The organism is Neptuniibacter marinus (genome assembly GCF_001597725.1).
In the GTDB taxonomy this organism is placed as follows: domain Bacteria; phylum Pseudomonadota; class Gammaproteobacteria; order Pseudomonadales; family Balneatricaceae; genus Neptuniibacter; species Neptuniibacter marinus.
Genome location: NZ_LUTR01000036.1, coordinates 1 through 20,064, shown reverse-complemented (window position 1 = coordinate 20,064; position 20,064 = coordinate 1). Strand labels below are relative to the sequence as shown.

At 43.2% G+C, this 20,064-nt stretch carries 22 protein-coding genes and 1 riboswitch; of the genes, 19 read left to right on the top strand and 3 right to left on the bottom strand.

Annotation, left to right across the window (positions count from 1 at the left end; genetic code table 11):
- Positions 1-476: 476 nt before the first annotated feature.
- The 9 genes from A3774_RS16830 to A3774_RS15680 all read left to right on the top strand — a co-directional run bounded on the left by A3774_RS16830 (position 477) and on the right by A3774_RS15680 (position 7,665).
- Complete coding sequence (locus A3774_RS16830; protein ID WP_067869880.1) at positions 477-683, top strand: hypothetical protein; 207 nt, start codon at positions 477-479, stop codon at positions 681-683.
- A gap of 14 nt (positions 684-697) precedes the next feature.
- Positions 698-1,321: a toll/interleukin-1 receptor domain-containing protein gene (locus A3774_RS15715; protein WP_067869877.1), complete on the top strand. Its 624-nt coding sequence runs from the start codon at positions 698-700 to the stop codon at positions 1,319-1,321.
- Between the two features lie 319 nt (positions 1,322-1,640).
- On the top strand, positions 1,641-2,852 hold the full coding sequence (locus A3774_RS15710) for a Fic family protein (protein WP_067869875.1): 1,212 nt from the start codon (positions 1,641-1,643) through the stop codon (positions 2,850-2,852).
- Positions 2,853-3,257: 405 nt separating this feature from the next.
- Positions 3,258-3,701, top strand: a complete 444-nt coding sequence (locus A3774_RS15705) for a hypothetical protein (protein ID WP_067869872.1) — start codon at positions 3,258-3,260, stop codon at positions 3,699-3,701.
- Between the two features lie 335 nt (positions 3,702-4,036).
- A complete protein-coding gene (locus A3774_RS15700; RefSeq protein WP_156473736.1) occupies positions 4,037-4,468 on the top strand; it encodes a hypothetical protein in 432 nt (143 codons plus the stop codon).
- A gap of 294 nt (positions 4,469-4,762) precedes the next feature.
- The gene (locus A3774_RS15695) at positions 4,763-5,341 is read left to right on the top strand and encodes a hypothetical protein (protein WP_067869864.1); all 579 of its coding nucleotides are present in this window, start codon (positions 4,763-4,765) and stop codon (positions 5,339-5,341) included.
- Positions 5,342-5,653: 312 nt separating this feature from the next.
- The gene (locus A3774_RS15690) at positions 5,654-6,577 is read left to right on the top strand and encodes a zinc dependent phospholipase C family protein (protein WP_067869861.1); all 924 of its coding nucleotides are present in this window, start codon (positions 5,654-5,656) and stop codon (positions 6,575-6,577) included.
- Positions 6,574-6,972, top strand: coding sequence for a hypothetical protein (locus A3774_RS15685; protein WP_067869858.1), 399 nt, complete (start codon positions 6,574-6,576; stop codon positions 6,970-6,972). Before A3774_RS15690 ends, A3774_RS15685 begins: the two co-directional genes overlap by 4 nt.
- A 357-nt stretch (positions 6,973-7,329) precedes the next feature.
- Positions 7,330-7,665, top strand: coding sequence for a hypothetical protein (locus A3774_RS15680; RefSeq protein WP_067869855.1), 336 nt, complete (start codon positions 7,330-7,332; stop codon positions 7,663-7,665).
- Positions 7,666-7,785: 120 nt separating this feature from the next.
- Here A3774_RS15680 and A3774_RS15675 read toward each other — a convergent pair whose 3' ends face one another.
- Both A3774_RS15675 and A3774_RS15670 read right to left on the bottom strand, forming a co-directional pair.
- A complete protein-coding gene (locus tag A3774_RS15675) occupies positions 7,786-8,475 on the bottom strand; it encodes a response regulator (protein WP_067869852.1) in 690 nt (229 codons plus the stop codon).
- A 17-nt stretch (positions 8,476-8,492) separates the two neighbouring features.
- Complete coding sequence (locus tag A3774_RS15670; RefSeq protein ID WP_067869849.1) at positions 8,493-10,097, bottom strand: ATP-binding protein; 1,605 nt, start codon at positions 10,095-10,097, stop codon at positions 8,493-8,495.
- A 216-nt stretch (positions 10,098-10,313) separates the two neighbouring features.
- Here A3774_RS15670 and A3774_RS15665 point away from each other — a divergent pair, with 216 nt between their 5' ends.
- The 5 genes from A3774_RS15665 (at position 10,314) to A3774_RS17265 (ending at position 14,626) form a co-directional block, all read left to right on the top strand.
- Positions 10,314-11,297: a tripartite tricarboxylate transporter substrate binding protein gene (locus A3774_RS15665; RefSeq protein ID WP_067869885.1), complete on the top strand. Its 984-nt coding sequence runs from the start codon at positions 10,314-10,316 to the stop codon at positions 11,295-11,297.
- 179 nt (positions 11,298-11,476) lie between these two features.
- A complete protein-coding gene (locus A3774_RS15660; protein WP_067869846.1) occupies positions 11,477-11,950 on the top strand; it encodes a tripartite tricarboxylate transporter TctB family protein in 474 nt (157 codons plus the stop codon).
- Between the two features lie 4 nt (positions 11,951-11,954).
- Positions 11,955-13,496, top strand: a complete 1,542-nt coding sequence (locus A3774_RS15655; protein WP_067869843.1) for a tripartite tricarboxylate transporter permease — start codon at positions 11,955-11,957, stop codon at positions 13,494-13,496.
- A gap of 266 nt (positions 13,497-13,762) precedes the next feature.
- Positions 13,763-14,344 (top strand): uracil-DNA glycosylase family protein, encoded by a 582-nt coding sequence (locus A3774_RS15650; protein ID WP_067869840.1) that lies wholly within the window; start codon positions 13,763-13,765, stop codon positions 14,342-14,344.
- Between the two features lie 54 nt (positions 14,345-14,398).
- The gene (locus A3774_RS17265) at positions 14,399-14,626 is read left to right on the top strand and encodes a cysteine-rich CWC family protein (protein ID WP_075108000.1); all 228 of its coding nucleotides are present in this window, start codon (positions 14,399-14,401) and stop codon (positions 14,624-14,626) included.
- Positions 14,627-14,715: 89 nt separating this feature from the next.
- On the opposite strand, the gene A3774_RS15645 is transcribed toward A3774_RS17265, so the two are convergent.
- Complete coding sequence (locus A3774_RS15645) at positions 14,716-14,961, bottom strand: GGDEF domain-containing protein (protein WP_067869837.1); 246 nt, start codon at positions 14,959-14,961, stop codon at positions 14,716-14,718.
- 239 nt (positions 14,962-15,200) lie between these two features.
- Between A3774_RS15645 and A3774_RS15640 the strand changes: the two genes are divergently transcribed.
- The 5 genes from A3774_RS15640 to A3774_RS15620 all read left to right on the top strand — a co-directional run bounded on the left by A3774_RS15640 (position 15,201) and on the right by A3774_RS15620 (position 19,989).
- Positions 15,201-15,464, top strand: a complete 264-nt coding sequence (locus A3774_RS15640; protein WP_067869835.1) for an RNA recognition motif domain-containing protein — start codon at positions 15,201-15,203, stop codon at positions 15,462-15,464.
- Positions 15,465-15,532: 68 nt separating this feature from the next.
- On the top strand, positions 15,533-16,984 hold the full coding sequence (locus A3774_RS15635) for an FAD-dependent oxidoreductase (RefSeq protein WP_067869832.1): 1,452 nt from the start codon (positions 15,533-15,535) through the stop codon (positions 16,982-16,984).
- 513 nt (positions 16,985-17,497) lie between these two features.
- A riboswitch (FMN riboswitch) is annotated at positions 17,498-17,646 on the top strand.
- Between the two features lie 110 nt (positions 17,647-17,756).
- A complete protein-coding gene (locus tag A3774_RS15630) occupies positions 17,757-18,239 on the top strand; it encodes a 6,7-dimethyl-8-ribityllumazine synthase (RefSeq protein WP_067869829.1) in 483 nt (160 codons plus the stop codon).
- Between the two features lie 107 nt (positions 18,240-18,346).
- Positions 18,347-19,135 (top strand): M90 family metallopeptidase, encoded by a 789-nt coding sequence (locus A3774_RS15625; RefSeq protein ID WP_067869827.1) that lies wholly within the window; start codon positions 18,347-18,349, stop codon positions 19,133-19,135.
- Positions 19,136-19,650: 515 nt separating this feature from the next.
- A complete protein-coding gene (locus tag A3774_RS15620) occupies positions 19,651-19,989 on the top strand; it encodes a hypothetical protein (protein ID WP_067869824.1) in 339 nt (112 codons plus the stop codon).
- The last annotated feature ends 75 nt before the right edge of the window (positions 19,990-20,064 follow it).

The window sequence follows — 20,064 nt, the reverse complement described above, 5'->3', positions numbered from 1 at the left end:
GTCACCGCCAGAGCGACAAAAAAGGGACCCTCAGATGAGGATCCCTTTATGATTAAAAAATTGTGGGACAGCAGTGCGCCCAAGGGCGTGTTTTTTTGTTTAAGCGCTTTACGCTTAACCTATAGGCGCTTAGCCCGTGCGCGAAAGAGGGCTTATTTAAAGAGGTTTTATTTCTCTACGGGTATTGAGGGTGTGCGCGTAGGAGGCCTCATGTATTGACGGTATAACGGGGAAGGCGATAGCATGCTCTTATGCTATTTTTATATAGGACATTCCATCCGTTAGAATGTTATGTAAGGATAGTAGGACAACTCTGTAATTTTCTCCATGGATGAGAAATCCTCTAGCAAGGAAAGCTGACGAAATTCAATACGTCACAATACTTTTTAATACCCTTTCTTGGAGATATATGACAACTTGACGTGTTTAATCGAGATAATCGGTTATGTTTTAGCTATTAGAAATAAGGATTATCGATGAATGGTGATTGGGGACCTGTAATCGTTATTAAGGGCGATCATAAAGGTAAAATTGGGTATTACGATGACTCTCTGTTTTCTGATGAAGAAAATATTGACCCCGACTTCTGGGATAGTGACTCATGGAGAGACGTAGAGGGTGTCGAGGAAGAAAACTTAAAAGCATTAGATGTAGCTATCGTTACTTCGGCGACTTATTCATAGCTAAAGGGTACTACTTGCTGCCACATGATTATATTAGAGCGGTTACAACAGACGATCTAATGAAAAGGCGTGAAGAGCTTCATGATTTGTGTGGTCGGTTTGCAAGAATACGAGATCCAGATTTAGACGTTGAACCTGAAGAGGAGGATTCATTCTTAAGAGAATTACACTACGTGGATTCAACATTAGTTGATCGCATGATTGAGGCAAGGTATTCAAACGTGGAAAACGGGGCAAGCATTTTCATTTCACATTCATCTGAAGATAAGCCATTTGCAAGATGGGTTGCTACTGATCTTAAAGCTTCCGGGCACAAGCCTTGGCTTGATGAGTGGGAGATCAACGTAGGTGAATCAACTCCGGCGAAAATATCTCTGGGTGTCAAAGAAGCTGATTTCGTCATTGTGATTCTGTCAGAAAATTCGATTAACTCAAACTGGGTCGAAAGAGAGTGGCAAAATAAATACTGGGACGAAGTAAGTAGTGGAAATATACATGTTCTTCCAGTTCTATATAGAGATTGTGAAATACCAGAATTATTGAAAACAAAAAAATACGCTGACTTTCGTAATAGTTACAATGATGGTTTGGAAGATGTGTTATCAGCTATCAATCATCTTGTTCCGAGCGTTGAATAATTCTAACAGCGCATGTTGCCGGACTGGTTTTCCGTTCAAAACCAGCCGCAAATGCGAGCGTTACATTCCTTTAGAGCGTGTCTTACATATAATGTAATTCTATACTTATTTCTAGAAGTGATACTGTTTCCTGACAGAAGACCCACTCAATATCAATTAGTTCTCGCGGCCGATGTCATATAACTAGGTAAGACTATGATATTTTTATGGCATATAATTCACTTGAATGATATTGCTTTAAATCCTTGTATTTGTTGCCTTTGAAGAACTTTCATGTCATTTTTAATATTCTACTAATGTCACTTAATGGGAGTTATTTGTGAGTCTTGATATCAATTCCTTTAGTCTTTGGCCAATTTCTTACGATAGTCCAGTTGTTGATCTAGGCTTCGAGCTTGAGGAACTTAGGGCTTACAGGCCTCACGGGACTACACCAGACTGGCTTTTTTTCCAGCTCAAAGACATTCTACATTCTGCAGAAAGTTTGATGTCCCTTCGGCTTGAGGGCAATACAACAGAGATAGTTGAGTACGCTCAAGCTAGGCAATGTGGTGATTTTGTAAAGGAGCCGATTAAAGAGATTTCCAATTACGAGAAGGCCTTAACGCATACTATGAGACATCTCGAGAACGAGGGTGACATAGACGGAGATCTTATATGTACACTTCACGAAATTGTTGTGGATGGACTGACACCTGTACAAGCTGGAGGTGATGGTGATATGCATCCAGGTCAATATTCATTTATCAAGGAGGAAGGGGTCAGACGTGTAGGGAGTGAAACAACAGGAAAATATCACTATCCGCCTATTTTTCCAGACAATGCAAAATACATGCAACGTTTATTTGAATTTATCGAAACAGATCATGGAAAGAAATATGATGCAATAAAGATAGGACAGGCACATCAACATTTTGCTTGGATTCATCCGTTCAACAATGGAAATGGTAGGGTTGGGCGATTACTTACTCATGCTATGTTGATCAAAGCTAATTTTAGTGTCGCAGGGTTACTTACCCCATCGTCTATCTTTTGTGGAGATAGATCTGAATACAACGCTCGCTTGTCTGCTTGTGATGACCTATCAAATAATATTTCCAAGGAGGAGTGGCTTATATATGTACTGGGTGGAATAGTTAAGGAGTTCAAAAAAGTTACTAATCTTATGGACTTTGACTTTGTTAAAAAGAAGATCCTACTCTCGGCAATCGATGGAGCCTATGAACACGGGAAAATTGAGCAGAATGATCATAAGATTTTGAAATGTGTATATCATTTGGAAAGTTTCAAGACTGGTGACACCGCAGACCTTGAGCTCGCCTCGGCATATAGATCAAGATTACTTGGCGGTATGCTCGAAAAAGGGCTGATTAAGAAAAAAGCAGAAAAAGGTCGTATCTATCAGGTTAATTATCTTCATCCGCAGCTTATGTATGGGGTGCTCAAAGCACTTGAGTATCAAAGGATGTTGCCTCCGCCTGACAAAATGCTTGCTAGAGCAATTAGTAAGGAGCGAACTAAATTCAAATGAAAGTGTTTTTTTGTTTAAGGGCTTAAAATAAGCTTTTAACTTATTGGCGCTTAGCCCGTGCGCGAAAGAGGGCTTATTTGGAGCCGCTTTTTTCTCTACGGGAGTGCTATGTTTAATAGTGTGCGTGTAATGGTCACGTATTGACGGTAAAGCGGGGAAAGCGATAGCATGCTCTTATGCTATTTTTATAGAGAACATTCCATCGGTTAGACTTTTATGCAGGGCTAGTAAGGCAACGATGTAATGCTCATCCATGGATGATATATCCTCGAGCAAGGAACGCTAATGAAATTCAATACATCACAATACTCTTTTAATATCCTTTCTTGGAGATATATGAGAACTTGTCGTGTTTAATCGCGACAATCTGTCATATATTTAGCTGTTATACAGGAATGTGCCGAGATGCAATATGATATCGAACTCCTAGTTTTTGATGATCTTGATGAATATATAGATATTCTGTACGTGTATCCTAGGTCTGATTGTCGATATCAGAAGTCATTGGCATGTATGGCTCAGTATTTTAGAAGAGAGTTTAAGTATGATTTTCCGGGTTATCATATTAGTGATCATCCTGATGATTGTGTCGGTGTTTTATTTTGTGAAAGAGCTATGGATTTGGTCGAGGAGTTAGATCACTATCCTAATCGAGTTATAGGTGGTGCTTGTTTTTGGGGTGGTTTAGATGATGGCTATACCCTAGATTGGATTTGGTTACATCCGTTTGCCAGAAATAGAGGGAATTTAAAAAGCAGATGGAGTGAGCTAAAGCAACGGTTTGGAAAGTTTGGAATATCTCCGCCAGTATCATATAGCTTTGAGAATTTCCTCAAAAAATATGCATAACAAAAAAGGCATCCGACATATACTTCGCGACTACTTTGAATGCTAAGCAGCTATAGAAAGAAAGGAGCTAATTTTGGCAAAGCTATCGCTATCACATTATTCTCCTAAGTTTACTAACAAAGCGTGGGCTGAGAGTGGTGACTACATAAGTTAAAGGAGTTAGGTCTTACATCGTGCATGTTGAGATAAGTTATTCTGCAGTGAGTCGAAGAATAGCAACTACCGCACAATGCAAGAGCTGACTCTTGGTTTAGCTATCAATAATCTAACAAGCAAAAGGTACGGGGTGCTGCGCACCCGTGCTTTGAGCGTTGGTAAACAGGGAGTGTTAATAAGTGATGGAAGTTGTCCCTAAAATTGCAGATATAAAGACGTTAAGGGAATTGAGTAAGGTGTTGATAATACCGTTATTCGTTACTGCTTATTTATCTCAGTCAGGTTTTAGTATTTTTGGCCTTTCGGTACAGGAGGGAGAAAGTATTGGAATTCAACTCTTTCAGTTCATTGCTGTTTTTAGTGTATCAGTGGTCACTATAGGTTTTAGTGCTTGGGGAATACACGATCTCCTATTACTACTGCATATTTTCACACATGAAATGGCTCTCAAAATATTATCGTTATTCGCTCTTAGCTTTGGTTTGCTTGGCTTGTTTGGGCATGAAGTTCCGCTCATAAGTAATCTTAGTGTCTTATGGTTTTATACTTCTCTAGTCTGTGGCTTTTACTTTTTGGCCAGGGCGGCAGATATTGAGCAATTATTTACATAACAAGAAAAGCCAGCCGACGCATTCTGCGCGGCAGCTTTAAGCGTTAGTATTTCTGAGGTCTTACAGAAAACATATCTTTTGTATAAGTGCAGGCCAATTAATCGTAAAAAAAAACAGAAAGGAAGAGGTCAGGTCTTGCAGCATGCATGTTGATTGCTGGGATTAAAGGAGTCAGCTAATATTCCTACAAACCGCATTGGATGCATCGATACTGAAATTAAAAACAGTATCATGTGTACTTGGTCTGCTAGCTCTCAGCAGCGGGTCAGCGGTCGCAGAAGATTATGCCGATCTATGCGGAAGAATATTGAAGGCGTGAACCTAGCGATGCCGAAGGATGAGGTTCAGTTAGCTTTGGCAAGCGGTGGTTACGAAAAAGCCGCTGATAGTGACGATAGTAAGAAGAAAAAACAGAATCGGCCCGAATCCGTACAATCGTTGCTCTTTCAAACTGAAGACCGGCAACCCAATGCAGATTTCATCCGTTCTGTAAGTTGGAAGCGTACTCTTTCTACCGGACGTAATACAATCTATGCTACCTATGTTGCGCCAACCGATCCGGCTCGATTGGAAGCCTATGAAGCGTTCTGGCGTTCTAAGATAACCGATTATTGCATGCATGAGATCGACACATTACGTGCGACATCCTCAGCTCAGAGTGTTTCGAAAGTGTCGAGAATGAACCCGAATCCCATATCACCTATGCATGAGTTTTGCGAGAACGCCCTGCAGGGAGCGTTTCGTACTAACGGTATAGGCCATGCTCAGACACCTCCAGATGCATTGCATATCACCGATGCACAGGGCTGCAGAGTTTTTTATAGAAACGTTAACCTTCGGGGTTTTACTTCTGCTATTCATAATAGGTCTTGAGCACTCACAACAGGGTCAGGTCTTGCATCGTGTATATTGGTTACTAATACTTAGCTAGGTCCATATTTTTGTAAGTTGATTTATTGTTATTTTTGACAAACTTTCACAAGGCGTGTGAATTATGTCACGATCGCTAAGAAGTGACTTTTTAGGTGCGTTACATCGCTTAACTTCCATAGGTCATGAGCACTCTGCAAGACCTGACCCTTAAGTTCTTAAAATGATCATATGGGATTGGCCTCCACGGTATTGCTCCAGGTTAAGCCATTAACAGCAACGTAACGAATAGATGATTAATAATAAGGTCTAACTATGCCTGGTGCATTTGCACATATTACAGCGGTTAATTTCGCACTCAGTAATACAAACCTCAACAAACTAGATATGCCTAAGAGGGCAAAGTTAATCCTAAGTAGAAATCAAAAGTTTATTGAGTTGGGTTGTGTCAGCCCTGACTATCCCTATTTGATGTTAATAAGCTCAGCTCAAAGAGCGTGGGCAGATAAGATGCATTATGAAAAGGTAGGCTTTTTAATAAAAAAAGCAATTCTGCTTGTGAAAGTGCTACCTAGTAAAGAGCAAGAGAAAGCGTTTTCTTGGCTGTGTGGTTTTGTTGCCCATGTTATAACTGATATTACAATTCACCCTGTGATTGAGCTGAGAGTTGGGCCTTATAAGGAGAATGCAAAAGAGCACCGGATCTGTGAAATGAATCAAGATGCATATATCTGGCCAACGCTGAACTTAGGTAAGATCGGTTATGCCGATAGAGTTAGAGATAATATTGGTGCCTGTAATGATGCTCATCATCCATCGGATTTAGATAAAACCATCACGACGTTATGGGGAGACTGTTTAACGGAGCTCTTTCCTGAAAAAGCGAATGCTACACCGCCAGATATTAATGGTTGGCATAAAGGTTTTCAGTTCATAGTGGATAACGCCGACGAAGGTTATCGGCTTTTTCCTTTTGCTCGGCATGTTGCGGCGAAACAAGGGTTAGTTTATCCCAGTCAAGACGCCATCGATCTTTCTTATATTAAAGCTTTAAAAACACCTGATGGAGTCGCCGATTACGATTTTATTTTCGAACGTGCTGTTGAAAACGTTAGGGAATACATTTGCTGTTTGGCTAATGCTGTTTTTGATGAGGGGAGTGTGGATATGTTCTTAAACTGGAATTTAGATACCGGCCTCTGCGAAGACGGAAATTTAACTGCTTGGAATAACATATGAAACTGCTATTTTTTATCATTGTATCTGTGCTAATCCTTGGATGCTCCACATCTAACCCTTATAACGATGAAAAAATGTATGACTTAGCGTCACAATTTAAAGACCTGTCTCAAACGGTTGATGGTTCTATTAAATTTGGAGAGGTTGCGATTGAAAATGGTCATCAAGCCTTAGAACGTGTTTCGATTGAGCAACCGGATAAGGTTGCCCCTTTTGCCGAATATATCATCAAAGTTGAAGTGCAAGGTGACAATGCGGTGCTTCTATTGTGCGATGAGGATATTGCCCTTATAGAAGATGCCGGCTGTAATGCCATACTTGATAAAGTCTATTGGCAAGCGCTTAATCCTAATAGTTGTGTGATCACATTAGATAGTCACCAGCTCTGCAAATAGAGAGTGGGGCGCTAGGGTGCGTCTTACCTAGTGCTTATCTGACTTTTTTCTTGTCGCTTGCACCTCGTGAGCGAAAGGTTCAGTGTAATGGTAGGAGCTTAGGTCGTAGCTTTATTGCAACAGCTGTTATGGCTGTTGTAGCGAAAGAGAAACAGACTCTGCATCATTTTTTTATGATGAAATAAAATACTTTATAAGGACTGACTTGTAACTAACTGATTTCAATCGTTATACATGGTGATTAGGTGTAACGGTCTTTATTTTTATCTAATTGGCACTGTCTCTGCAATTTCATATCAGAACGCTTAATGCCCTATAAAAAGGGTAATGAATAATTAACTATAAGCAGGCTGTGTTATGAATTTAAAAATAGGAATAGGTTTTGTCTCGGCGATGGTTTTTTCTTTATCTGCTGTCGCAGGTTCTGAAGGTGTTTCTACTCAATATAAAGGTGGCTTTTATGATATGGCAGGTTATTTGAACAAGACGGCGGTTGTCGGTTCGGATCAGCCCAGAAAAGAGCCTATCAGCATCAAAGGTGGTCCATTCGATATGAATGGTTATCTAAACCTGGTGACTACTTCTACACCTTCAGCCTTGGCCCATAATAAACTCGCTCAGGTTGCTACAGTCAATATGCATGCGAATCCGAATCTGTTATTTGTGCCTAAGAGCTCAGGCCGTAACCTGTAAGAGTTGTTTATAGACACCGCCCCTCAATTCCCTTCAGTTAATCAAGTGCCTACCTTGTTTATGGGCGGGCATTTTTTATTTTATCTGAGGCAGCGGTGTTCTAAGGTCAAGGTATGGAGGTTAAGAGTGACATCTTTGATAGCGTCTCTCTGGACGTCCAACTGTGCCGTAGCTGACCTCTGCAGATAGTTCGGTACAACTAACCATATATTCCAAATAACGACGGGCGGTGGTACGGCTGGCCCCGATAATTTCACCGACCTCTTCGGCGTTTAGTGTACCGTCTCGTTCGGCAAAAACCTTATACACATTATCTAGAGTGATCGCATCAATTCCTTTAGGTAAGCGTATGCTTTCCTGTGTAGTGGAATCTTGAGTGTTGCTGCGAGGTAGTACTCGATCGACATCGCATTGGGCTAAGGTTTCTAGGGCGCGTAGCTTTTCTAGGTGTTGTTGGTAGTTGTGTAGCGTTTCTTGTAGCCGTTCGAAGACTAGCGGTTTAAGAATATAATCAAACACACCGCCATGGAGAGCTTCCCTAAGGGTATCGACCTCTTTTGCGGCGGTGATCATGATTACATCGATAGCATTGTTGCCTGCACGGATTTTGCGAAGAAGGTCAAATCCTGTGCCTGTTGGGAATTGGATATCCAGTAGTAAAAGGTCAGGTTGCATGATCTCGATGAGATCTTCCGCATCGGTTAGGCGATGGGCGATACCGATCAGTTCAAACCCCTCAATTCGTTCGAGAAAGCGCCGCTGAATTTCAGCAATTTGTGGATCATCTTCGGCAATGATTACTTTTATCATTAGTTATTCAATCCGTACTATTTTTTATTTTTAGGGATATAGACGGTAAAGCGGCTGCCACCATCAGAACTGCTCTCGATGGTGATTGTTCCATTAAGCTTATCAAGTAAGTTTTTCACCAAGTGTAGTCCATAACCGTGGCCATCGTTACTTTTGCTGCTGACGCCTTTTTCGAAAATTTTATCCTGCTGTTCTAGTGGGATACCTGGGCCTTGATCTTCAATTTCAAAAATCAGATCGTTCCCTAGATCGGTCATCGAGAGCTGTACTATACCTTCTCTAGCGTGATAGTTTAGAGTCGCTTCTAGAGCATTATCGATCAGGTTTCCGAGGATGCTGACTAATTGCTCTCGGGGGAGTTTATCGGGCAGACTGGTCATTTCACTTTCAGGGTCAATGACTAAGGATAGCCCCATCTCCCGTGCCCGATTATATTTGCCTAATAAGCATCCTGCTAATACTGGATCGGGTACCGCTTTCATCAGTAGTTTGATTAACGCTTGATGGCTTTGGGTTTCTTGCCCTATTAGCTGTAAAGCTTGATCGGTTGCGCCAATTTGAATAAGTCCGGCGATGGTGTGTAGTTTGTTGGAATACTCATGGGACTGACTGCGTAAAGTGTCCGCATATTGTTGAATCCTAGTCAGTTTTTGGCTGATCATATCCAGCTCATCTTTGCGTCGAAAACTGGATACCGCACCGATGATTGTATCGCCCTGTTTTAAGGGGAGACGGTTGGCAATAATACAGTGATCACCTCGCCAGACCTCGCTATCAAATTGAGGCTCACCGCTTTTTAGTACGCTCAGCATTGAACTGTCTGGCAGGATCTCATCGACTTTACGGCCGATCAGGTTGATGTCTTTAGGGAGTCCTAAGGTTTCAATAGCAGCCTGATTGATGGTGGTGATTTCACTGGCGTTGTTGATGGCAATAATACCTTCTCGGACAGATTCTAGTGTGGCGCGTTGTTCATCAAACAACCGGGCTATTTGTTCGGGTTCGAGTCCAAATATAGCGCTTTTAAAATGGCTAGCGAACCAGACGGCAATGACTGCGCTGAGCATAAAAGAGCAGAGAATGACTAAGATAAGTGTGAGCCGATAACGGTTGATAATCTGATTAACTCGGTCAAGATCGTAGCCAACAGAGATAATGCCTACAATATTGCCTTCTGGATTGATAATAGGGGTTTTTCCACGCATGGACCAACCGAGTGACCCCACCGCTTTAGCTATATATCCATATCCTTGAATCAGAGCTTGGGAGCCACTATCCCCATCATCGTCAGACATGGAATAGCCAATCTTCTCTGGTATCGGGTGTGCTAGGCGTATGCCTTTATTATCACCGATGACAACAAAACGTGCTCCTGTTGTTTTGGCTAAAGACAGGCTAAGAGGCTGTAAATAGTTGCTGTTTTTCTGTTCGACCGCCTCAGCAACATGGGGCATTACCGCAATTGTTTTAGCTACATCTAAGGCGCGTTGAGCAATCTGTTCATCGAGCGAGCGCTCTAGATAGTGAAGGGCAAATAGACCAATAAAGCCGGTCTGTATGAGCGCCATAATCCCAAGTATCAGGATCATTCGCTGTTTCAATTTAAGTTGCGGAAGCTTCATGGTACGCACTCGTACTTAATAACTGTTGTCGGAGCTTTTCTTGTTTTCTCGTCCTTAGATAGTAATCAATCTGCTTTAGCTTGGCTCGTGAACATTATGAACAAAATATTTTTTATGTCTTAAAAAGCCTTTAAATCCATAAACTTTATTAAAAAGTAACAGGAAACTATTGTGGATCGCACTATAAAAATGAGCGTTAACGAGCGAGGAATCACAATGTTTGGTAAAACGGCGAATAAGAAAACCTTAATAGCGGCGGTGTTAACTACCTGTTTGACTGCAGGCGCATCCTTTCATATAGCAGCTATGGAGTCGATCCACTTTTTGGTACCCGGTGGCGCAGGGGGTGGTTGGGATGGTACCGCGCGAGGCGTTGGTGAGGCGTTGAGTAAAGCGGGTTTAGTCGACAGCATCTCCTATGAAAATATGTCAGGTGGCGGTGGCGGTAAAGCGATTGCCCATCTTATTGAAACAGCTAAACAGAAGCATGACACACTTATGGTGAACTCGACTCCAATTGTGATTCGTTCACTGTCTAAGGTGTTTCCTCAATCATTCCGAGACTTAACACCAATTGCTGCAACCGTAGGCGATTTTGGTGCTTTTGTTGTCAGGAAGGATTCTAAATACAACAGTTTTAACGATGTAGTGGCTGAATTTAACGAGAAGCCTCGTTCCGTGAAAATTGGGGGTGGCTCAGCCCGTGGCAGCATGGATCATTTAGTTGCTGCTATGGCTTTTAAAGCATCTGGTGGTGATGCTCGCCAAGTACGTTATGTGGCTTATGATGCGGGTGGTAAGGCGATGGCCGGTCTGCTTTCTGGTGAAATATCTATTCTATCTACCGGTTTTAGTGAAGCGTTAACCTTAGCCGATTCGGGTGAAATTCGGATCTTGGTAATGACAGGTGAAGAGCGTAATGAAGCAGCTCCAGATGTGCCGACACTTAAAGAGCTAGGTTATGACGCTAGCTTTGTTAATTGGCGTGGTTTCTTTGCGGCGCCTGGTATCAGTGATACAGAAAAAACGGAGTTTGTGACGACTCTGAAAAAAATGTATGACACTGATGCTTGGGAAAATGTACGTGCCCGTAATGGTTGGGTTGAGCTTTTTAAACCTGATGATGAGTTCGTTACTTTTTTAGAGCAGCAAGAAAAAGAGGTGGGTGCTCTGATGCGCGAATTAGGTTTTCTTAAGTAAAACCTAAAAGCTTGGATCATATAAGCAGGCCAAGTGAGACCAGCGCTTGTGTCTGCTATAGGGAATATTTCTTAGCTCTTCTCCGGGTCAGGTAATCTCTACGGGTAGCAGATTATCATTGTTGAAAGCCCGGAGCTTTTTGTTTTATCCGACAGAGTGCCTCTGTCCGGGAGTCTTTTATGATGTTAACTAAAGATCATATTGGTGGTTTGGTATTTCTCTGCCTATCGGTCCTTTACGGCTATTATGCCGGCAGTATACATATGTTGCCGGGGGATGAGTTTGAACCCTTCACGGCACGCACTGTACCTTATGCATTAGCGATCTTAGGCGCTGTATTATCAGTGGGATTGTTACTTACGGCAAAACGATCCGTCGAAAACCGTTTGAGCCTTAATGGCTATGACTTTGCTTTGGTAGCCAAATTGTTGCTGTTGATTGTTTGCTTTGGTCTTGCACTGGAGTGGACCGGTTTTATGTTGGCGACCATGCTGTTTTTGATAGCTGGCTTCTGGATGTTGGGTGAGCGGCGCATCAAAATGTTGTTGCTAGTGTCGGTCCCATTTGCGGTGAGTATTTGGTTTATCTTGGCCAAATTGCTGGATATCTATCTGGCACCCGGTCAGTTGTATATGCAAATTTTTGGAGGCTAAGGCGATGTTAGACGGAATTTTTACCGGGCTATCCACAGCGGTTATGCCTTTTAATCTAATGATGGTGGTTGTCGGCTGTTTTGCGGGCACCTTTATCGGTATGCTGCCAGGCTTAGGTCCTATCTCAGCTGTGGCTTTAATGATCCCGATTACCTATGGTTTGGATCCTTCTTCGGGCATTATCCTGATGGCGGGGGTCTACTATGGTGCGGTATTCGGTGGTTCTACCTCCTCTATACTTATTAACGCGCCGGGTTGTGCCAGTACGGTAGTGACTGCATTTGATGGTTACCCTTTAGCACAGAAAAATCAGGCAGGTAAAGCGTTGGCGTTGGCGGCGTATTCCTCTTTTTCCGGGGGGACTATCGGGGCGCTTGCGCTACTCTTTGCGGCACCGGCGTTAGCAAAAGTTTCCCTTAGTTTTCAATCGACCGACTATTTTGCCTTGATGATTTTAGGGCTTACTGCTGTCGCCGCTTTTTCAGGTAAAGGGCAGGTTATTAAAGCACTGATAATGACAGTGTTTGGTTTGATGATCGCGACTATAGGTACAGATACAACATCCGGCGCGACCCGTTTTACTTTTGGTAGTCTTGATCTAATTGATGGTATTAGCTTCTTATTGTTAGCGATGGCGACATTTGCGTTGACGGAAGTAATCATGACGGTCTTAAAAGGCGAACATCGGAAGGAAGAAGAGCAGGTTGATATGAGTAAGCTGGGCAGTATGAAGCTCAGTAAAGAGGAGATAAAAGAGGTTGCTCCCACAATTGCTCGTTCATCCGTATTTGGTTTTCTGGTCGGGGTTTTACCGGGTGCGGGTGCTACCATAGCGTCATTTTTAGCTTATGGCCTAGAGCGTAACTTAGCTTCGGTAAAAGAAAAATTAAAGTTTGGTAAGGGTTCTTTACGGGGCGTAGCAGCGCCAGAATCGGCTAATAATGCGGCTTCCACGGGCTCTTTTGTACCGTTGCTGACGTTAGGGATTCCTGGTTCAGGCACTACCGCAATTATGCTGGGGGCGTTGATCGCTTATGGTATTCAGCCGGGACCACGGTTGTTTTTGGATAACCCTGATGTTTTCTGGTCAGTCATTATCTCAATGTATTTCGGTAATTTGGTCTTGTTGGTTCTTAACCTGCCGCTGATTCCGTATATTTCTAAATTATTGATTATCCCTCGGCCAATTTTGATACCAATGATCCTGTTCTTCTCCATTACAGGGGTTTATCTGGTCAGCTTTAATACCTTCGATATTCATATGATGGTGGTTATTACGCTTATTGCGCTCTTCCTTAAATTACTAGAGTTTCCGATGGCTCCTATGCTATTAGGTTATATTCTAGGTGGGTTGATGGAAACGAATCTAAGCCGAGCATTAATGATCTCTGATGGTAGTTTGGCATTCCTATGGGAGCGGCCGCTTACACTGGCGATTATCTCTGTGGCGTTGATTGTACTGATTGTTCCACCTGTGTTTGATCTGTTCCGCAACCGTAAAAATGCTCGTGGTCCAGAAGCTGCTATCAATGAAGGGGAGGGATGAGTGCTTTTCTGAAGGTATTGCTAACGGCCAGTTTAGCGGTGGCTGCTGTTTAGAAAGGACTGGCTGACGTAATAGACATGTTTAAGTATGCGCTACTAGAAACGCTACTTAAAAAGCTAAAAGCCCGGCTAATATGTCGGGCTTTTTGTTTTCTAAATAGATAATATCTCACAGGTTTTTTTAAAGGTTTGCTTTCGCGCTGTTCCAACTGGGGTGAGTGCTAGACTGAGTGTAGTAAGGTATTATATTTGGGAGGGATGGGCTGTATGACTTTATTTACATCGTTGTTAGATGAGGTTTATGCCTGCACACGCTGCACAGAGAATCTGCCTTATGAGCCTAAGCCTATTTTGCAGATAGATCCTCAGGCGAAAATATTGATTGTAGGTCAAGCGCCAGGCAGAAAAGCCCATGAAGCAGGCATACCTTTTGACGATGCAAGTGGTGATCGGCTACGTGAGTGGATGGGGATATCTCGAGAGCAGTTTTATGATCCTAAATGCGTAGCTATTTTACCTATGGGGTTTTGTTTTCCAGGTACAGGAAAATCGGGTGACCTTCGACCTCGACCTGAATGCGCACCGGCTTGGCGTGATCAGCTGCTTAGCCATTTACAGGACATTGAGCTTACCTTAGTGATTGGTCAATATGCACAAAACTACCATTTGCATGATAAGCGATCTTCACTGACGGAAACGGTTCGCGCGTGGAAAACTTATTGGCCAAAGATTGTTCCGCTTCCCCATCCTAGCCCACGTAATAATATTTGGTTGAACCGAAATCCATGGTTTCAGGCTGAGTTACTTCCTAAACTTCGGCAACGCGTATCCGAAGTGCTTGATAGGTAGTATAGGTAAGTTAAGAAGTCGTTTTGTTGCGGAATAAAATAGGTACTATTTTTTATGCTTAGTTTGAATGAAGGGGCGAGCCATGATTCCGAAAACTGTCCATTATGTGGCCAGAGTAATCAGTGCGGCCATTTGTCTTTAAGGGATAATACCCCTTGTTGGTGTACCGAGAGTGGGGTTACTTTTCCGGAGAGTTTATTAAATAAAGTTTCCGCTACAGATGGGCACAAGGCATGTATATGTAAAGCCTGTGTTTTGAGTCATATTCAGGATAATCCTTAATATGCTTTGCTCTTTGCTCTTTGCTCTTTGCTCTTTGCTCTTTGCTCTTTGCTTTGGCAGGCAAGATAGACTTACTTGCGGGCCTTAGTTTATTCAGAAAATACAAGTGATTGATTGCGGCCATTATTTTTAGCTTTGTACAGCGTTTTATCTGCTTGATAAATCGTGTTTTGTAAATTGGGTTTATCAAGGTTTATTTCGGCAACACCCACGCTAATGGTAAAGTTAATTAATTGGTTCTTGTCGATTGTAATGGATGAGTTTTCTAGTGCTTTTCGAATAGGTACAACGACATTATAGCTCTCTTTTAGTGAAGTCCAGGGCATAAAAATCACAAAGTCTTCGCGCCATAACGAGCGCCAGCAACATGCCTACGAGTAGAGCAATAAACGAGGTCTACTCAATAAAAGTGTATACTCTACTTAATGGCATAAGAGTCAAGCTGAGTAGGGCTGCTGAGTATGTTATCTATTTTTGTGAGAGTTTGTTTAGCATTAGACATAGCTATAGCGTTCTGCTAGTGAAAAATCGAAAAAACCGCAGTCTTTAACGAACACCTTTGACCGGAAGATATATGAAATTATTAATACGTAACTTAGACCGTTTAACCACTGAAGATGAATTAAAAAGCTTGTTCCAAGAATTCGGTGCTGTCCAATCCTGTAATTTAGTTCTCGATAGCGATGGAGGCACATCTAAAGGTTTTGCTTTTGTGGAGATGCCAAAGCCGGGCGAAGCAAAAGCCGCAATGAGTAACTTGAACAACAAAACGGTTGGGCACAATAGAATACGTGTTAAAAAAGCAGAAGATAAAAAGGCTGATGCAAAAAAGGGATAGTCAGTCATCCTCTTATCTTTGATAACCGAGCAGTCAACATCACATTCACTATATAAGACGTTTACACAGTGAAAAACCAAGAGAGTAGTTGGATTGTTTGTCAGGAATGTCAGGGGCGCGGTAGACGAAACCGACGCCTGCGCAAAAAAGTACGGCTAAGTTATCAAAGGGCGTTGGACGCGTTTGAAAAAACAAACGCTGAACCGTCTATGGCACCTGTTCGTCCTAAAGGCCACCTTGAAGACTGTGTAAACTGTGGTGGTTCAGGGCTTCTGCCTTCTGCTCATCCCCCCTCGGTTGATAGTGAAAACTATCCGCACCTTGCTATCATTGGTGGCGGCATCGGTGGTGTTGCTTTGGCTGTAGCATGCCTACACCGTGGGATTCCATTTACCCTTTATGAACGTGATAACTGCTTTGATGCTCGATCTCAGGGATATGGGCTTACCTTGCAACAAGCGAGTAAAGCGATTGAAGGGCTAGGGCTGTTTTCTTTAAACGAGGGTGTAGTTTCCACACGACACTTAGTTCATACGACCACAGGAAAAGTGGTAGGTGAATGGGGGATAAGAAAGTGGATGGAATTTACTACGCATAAATCGCCAAAACGGACCAATATTCATATTGCACGACAATCATTACGTTTAGCGTTGCTGGATCAGCTCGGTAGCCACGATGTGGTGCAGTGGGGGCATCAGCTAGCCGATATTCAAACATTGGAGGATGAAAAGGTTAACCTGAGTTTTAACGTCGGTGGATCGATGAAACAGGTTCAAGCTGACCTTGTCGTTGGTGCGGATGGTATTCGCAGTGCCGTACGCCAGTTAATCATGGATGAAGAGGTTACGCCTTTACGTTACCTTGGCTGTATTGTCATTTTAGGTATTTGCCCTTTAGCTGATTTAAACGGTCTTGAGTCTGAGCTACTTGATGGGGCTACAGTATTTCAAACGGCTAATGGTAATGAGCGAATCTACATGATGCCCTATGATTCAGAGTCAGTGATGTGGCAGCTTAGCTTCCCAATGTCTGAAGCGGAGGCTAAAGCGTTGAGTGAACAAGGTGCACAAGCGCTTAAAGATGAAGCATGCCGCAGAACACAGTGGCATAAACCTATACCTCAGATTTTAGCTGCAACCCAACCATCTCTGGTTTCGGGCTATCCCGTGTATGACCGAGCACTGCTAACCCCCGAGCGGCTGGCGGAAGCGGGGCAGACAACACTGATTGGCGATGCCGCTCATCCGATGAGCCCATTTAAAGGTCAAGGTGCTAATCAAGCCTTATTGGATGCTTTGGCGCTGGCGCGAGGAATCGTAAAAGGCTGTAGACCTTTATCTCAATGGCGGAATCTAGGGCTGAGAGAAAGCGTGCTAACTGAGTTTGAAGCGGAAATGTTGGCGCGTAGTGGCATCAAAGTCCAAGGGTCTGCCGAGGCCGCAGAATTCCTGCATTCTGATGTTGTATTGCATGAAGGGGATGAGCCAAGAGGTCGTTGCTTAAAACGAGAAGATCCTTAACCACGCTTCACACAGGCTCTATTGAAGAGAAACGACGATGACCAATAAAGGGTTGTGCCCCGTGAGCGAAAGGGTCAGAGCGAGTTCTGCTTTATTCGGCCAAAGGTTGGCCTCCTACAAAGGCGCGTTAATATGTTTTTTGTATGCGCTCACCCCGTGAGCGAAAAGTTCAGAGCGAGTTCTGCTTTTTTCGGCCAAAGGTTGGCCTCCTACAAAGGCGCGTTAATATGTTTTTTTTTGTAGGAGCTCACCCCGTGAGCGAAAGGTTCAGAGCGAGTTCTGTTTTATTCGGCCAAAGGTTGGCCTCCTACAAAGGCGCGTTAATATGTTTTTTGTATGCGCTCACCCCGTGAGCGAAAGGGTCAGAGCGAGTTCTGCTTTATTCGGCCAAAGGTTGGCCTCCTACAAGGGCGCGTTAATATGTTTGTTTGTAGGAGCTCACCCCGTGAGCGCATCTGATTTTGACAATGCACGGTAAAAGGCAGTATATTCGCCGCCGTCGAATAATTTCGATTTCGTTCTCGGGGCGGGGTGAAACTCCCCACCGGCGGTAAAGAAGTATTTCTAAGCCCGCGAGCGCCTTTAAGAGCTTTCTTTTAGGGTCAGCAGATCTGGTGTGATTCCAGAGCCGACGGTTATAGTCCGGATGATAGGGAACGTGTCAGACAAAATATTAAACTACGCCGCTTATCTTAGTGGTGTGGTGTCGCTCTATGTGGCGTATTTTCCTGTCCGTTCGCCCTGATTCACTTTCTATTTATAGGATTTTGTAATGAATCAGAGCTCAACGAATTTCACTCCTGCAACACAACGAATTGCGTTTCTACATGCGACTTGGCATGAAGAGATCGTTCTCAATTGTCTGGATGGATTTAAAAAAGAGTTAACTTCACGTGGGTATGATGTATCACTGATCGAGGTGATCGCTGTACCTGGTGCGTTTGAAATACCCTTGCAAGCAAAACTGCTGGCGAAAAGTGGCCAGTACGCAGCGATTGCCTGTAGCGGATTGGTGGTGGATGGCGGTATTTATCGCCATGACTTTGTTGCACAAGCGGTCTGTAGCGGGCTAATGCAAGTTCAATTAGAAACAGAAGTGCCTGTTTTAACCGCAGTACTCACGCCCCATCACTTTCATGAGCATGATGAGCATAACGACTATTTCTCTCGCCACTTTATAAAGAAGGGTGTTGAGTTAGCACATGCATGTGATCAGGCGGTGCAGCTCACTGCAAAAGCGAAGCTGGCACTATAAACCTAGCTACCTCTTCGTAATGCTTCGTTATACTATGGCGTTTATATCACTCGGTGTATTCGCCATTTATCGGAAAATGACGATGCCCGCCCGTAAACGAGTTCACCATGTTTAAACGAATCCATAACTGGTTGGAAAACCGACGCGTTAAAAAAATGGGCTTTACCACGCAGGAGTGGGAGTCAGCCATCGCTGATTGGCCAGTGATGGAACGCTATCAAGGTGCTGAACGGGATGCGTTAAGGGATATGGCATCCCGCTTTTTAGTGCGTAAGGACTTTGTATCGGGTGGTGATTTCCAGTTTACTAATGAAATGTGTTTAAAAGTTGCCACAATGGCTTGTGTGCCTATATTGCACTTAGGCCTAGATTGGTACGATCACTGGTATACCCTTATCCTTTACGAGGGGGATTTTATCCCTAACCGTCCTTATCGTAGTGATAATGGGGTGGTTCATTCTAAAAGTCCGGGCTTAAGTGGCGAAGCTTGGTCTAAAGGGCCTGTTATCTTATCTTGGCAATCGGTGTGTGAAAGCGGTGCACATGTAAATCATACTAAGGCAAGCAATGTAGTGATTCATGAGTTAGCTCATAAACTGGATATGCTGCGGGATGGTGCTAATGGCGCTCCACCCATGCATCCGAATATGCGAGCAGGAGAGTGGCATGACATTTTTACCGCCGCATGGGATCGTTTACAGCATGATTATAAAAAACACCGTCCGCTCCCTCTAGACGATTATGCCTTAACAGACCCCGCTGAGTTTTTCGCTGTATGCAGCGAAACCTTCTTTGAAGATCCAACGAATATGAAGGAGCATATGCCTGAGGTATACAGGCTACTCTGCCAGTTCTACCGCCAGCAGCCTGTACCTGTTGCTATACCGGCCATGTAATCACTCAATAACATTCGTATAACGATGACCTATATGGTTACGGACTTTCGTAAGAAATGGATATGCTGTTTATACGGGTTTACCCTGTTTATTGTCTAAAAGTGTGCTTGTATTGCCACCATTGTTAGGTTAAAAATAGTTATAAATCAGACAGGTGGATGTCTGGCATGGGTAGATATGCGGCACCTTTTAATCGGGCAGTGTATATCAATTGTTAATGCGCATGCTCGTTTTGTCACGGAAGAGTGCGCTTCGATTCTTTAGTTTCTCCTTCCTTTTCAAATAATTACATCTGTTTTTAACCAATAGCGGTGCGGGTAGATATACGGACCCCGTATATCAATTGTTAATATGCACGCTTGTTTTGTTACGGAAGAGTATGATTTTTTATAATCATTTCTTTATTTTCAAATAGTTAAATCCGTTTTTTTTAACAAATAGCGATGTAGGAAGATACACGGACCCCCGTATATACAAATGTTAAATGGCCGCGCTCTGAATATGGATGTTGAATCATGAATTGGATGTTACTTAAACTTTTTCGTATACCTATCTTTCTCTTTCTATGTTCATTTGTATTGCTATTCATAGCCATGAACGGTTTTGATGGACTGGGACATAGCACGCTTTTTAGTGGCATTTCTGATCTATTTGTTAAAGGAACGGCACTACTGAGTATTGCTTTATTTTCTATCAGCGTTTTATGGGCTGTATATTGCGGTTACCGGCTTTGGCGTTGGGATAAAGGCTCCAGTGAGTTCTGCCATAACTGCGGCGGTATTACTGAATTCAAGGACGGCCGTTACGGGCCATATCAAAAATGCTTAATGTGTGGAACGAACAAAAGCATTTAATCGGGTAGCCGAGGGTCTCTAACCCTCAGCCCCCACAACACCCTGCATGCGGATCCGCACAGGGCGTTTCACTGA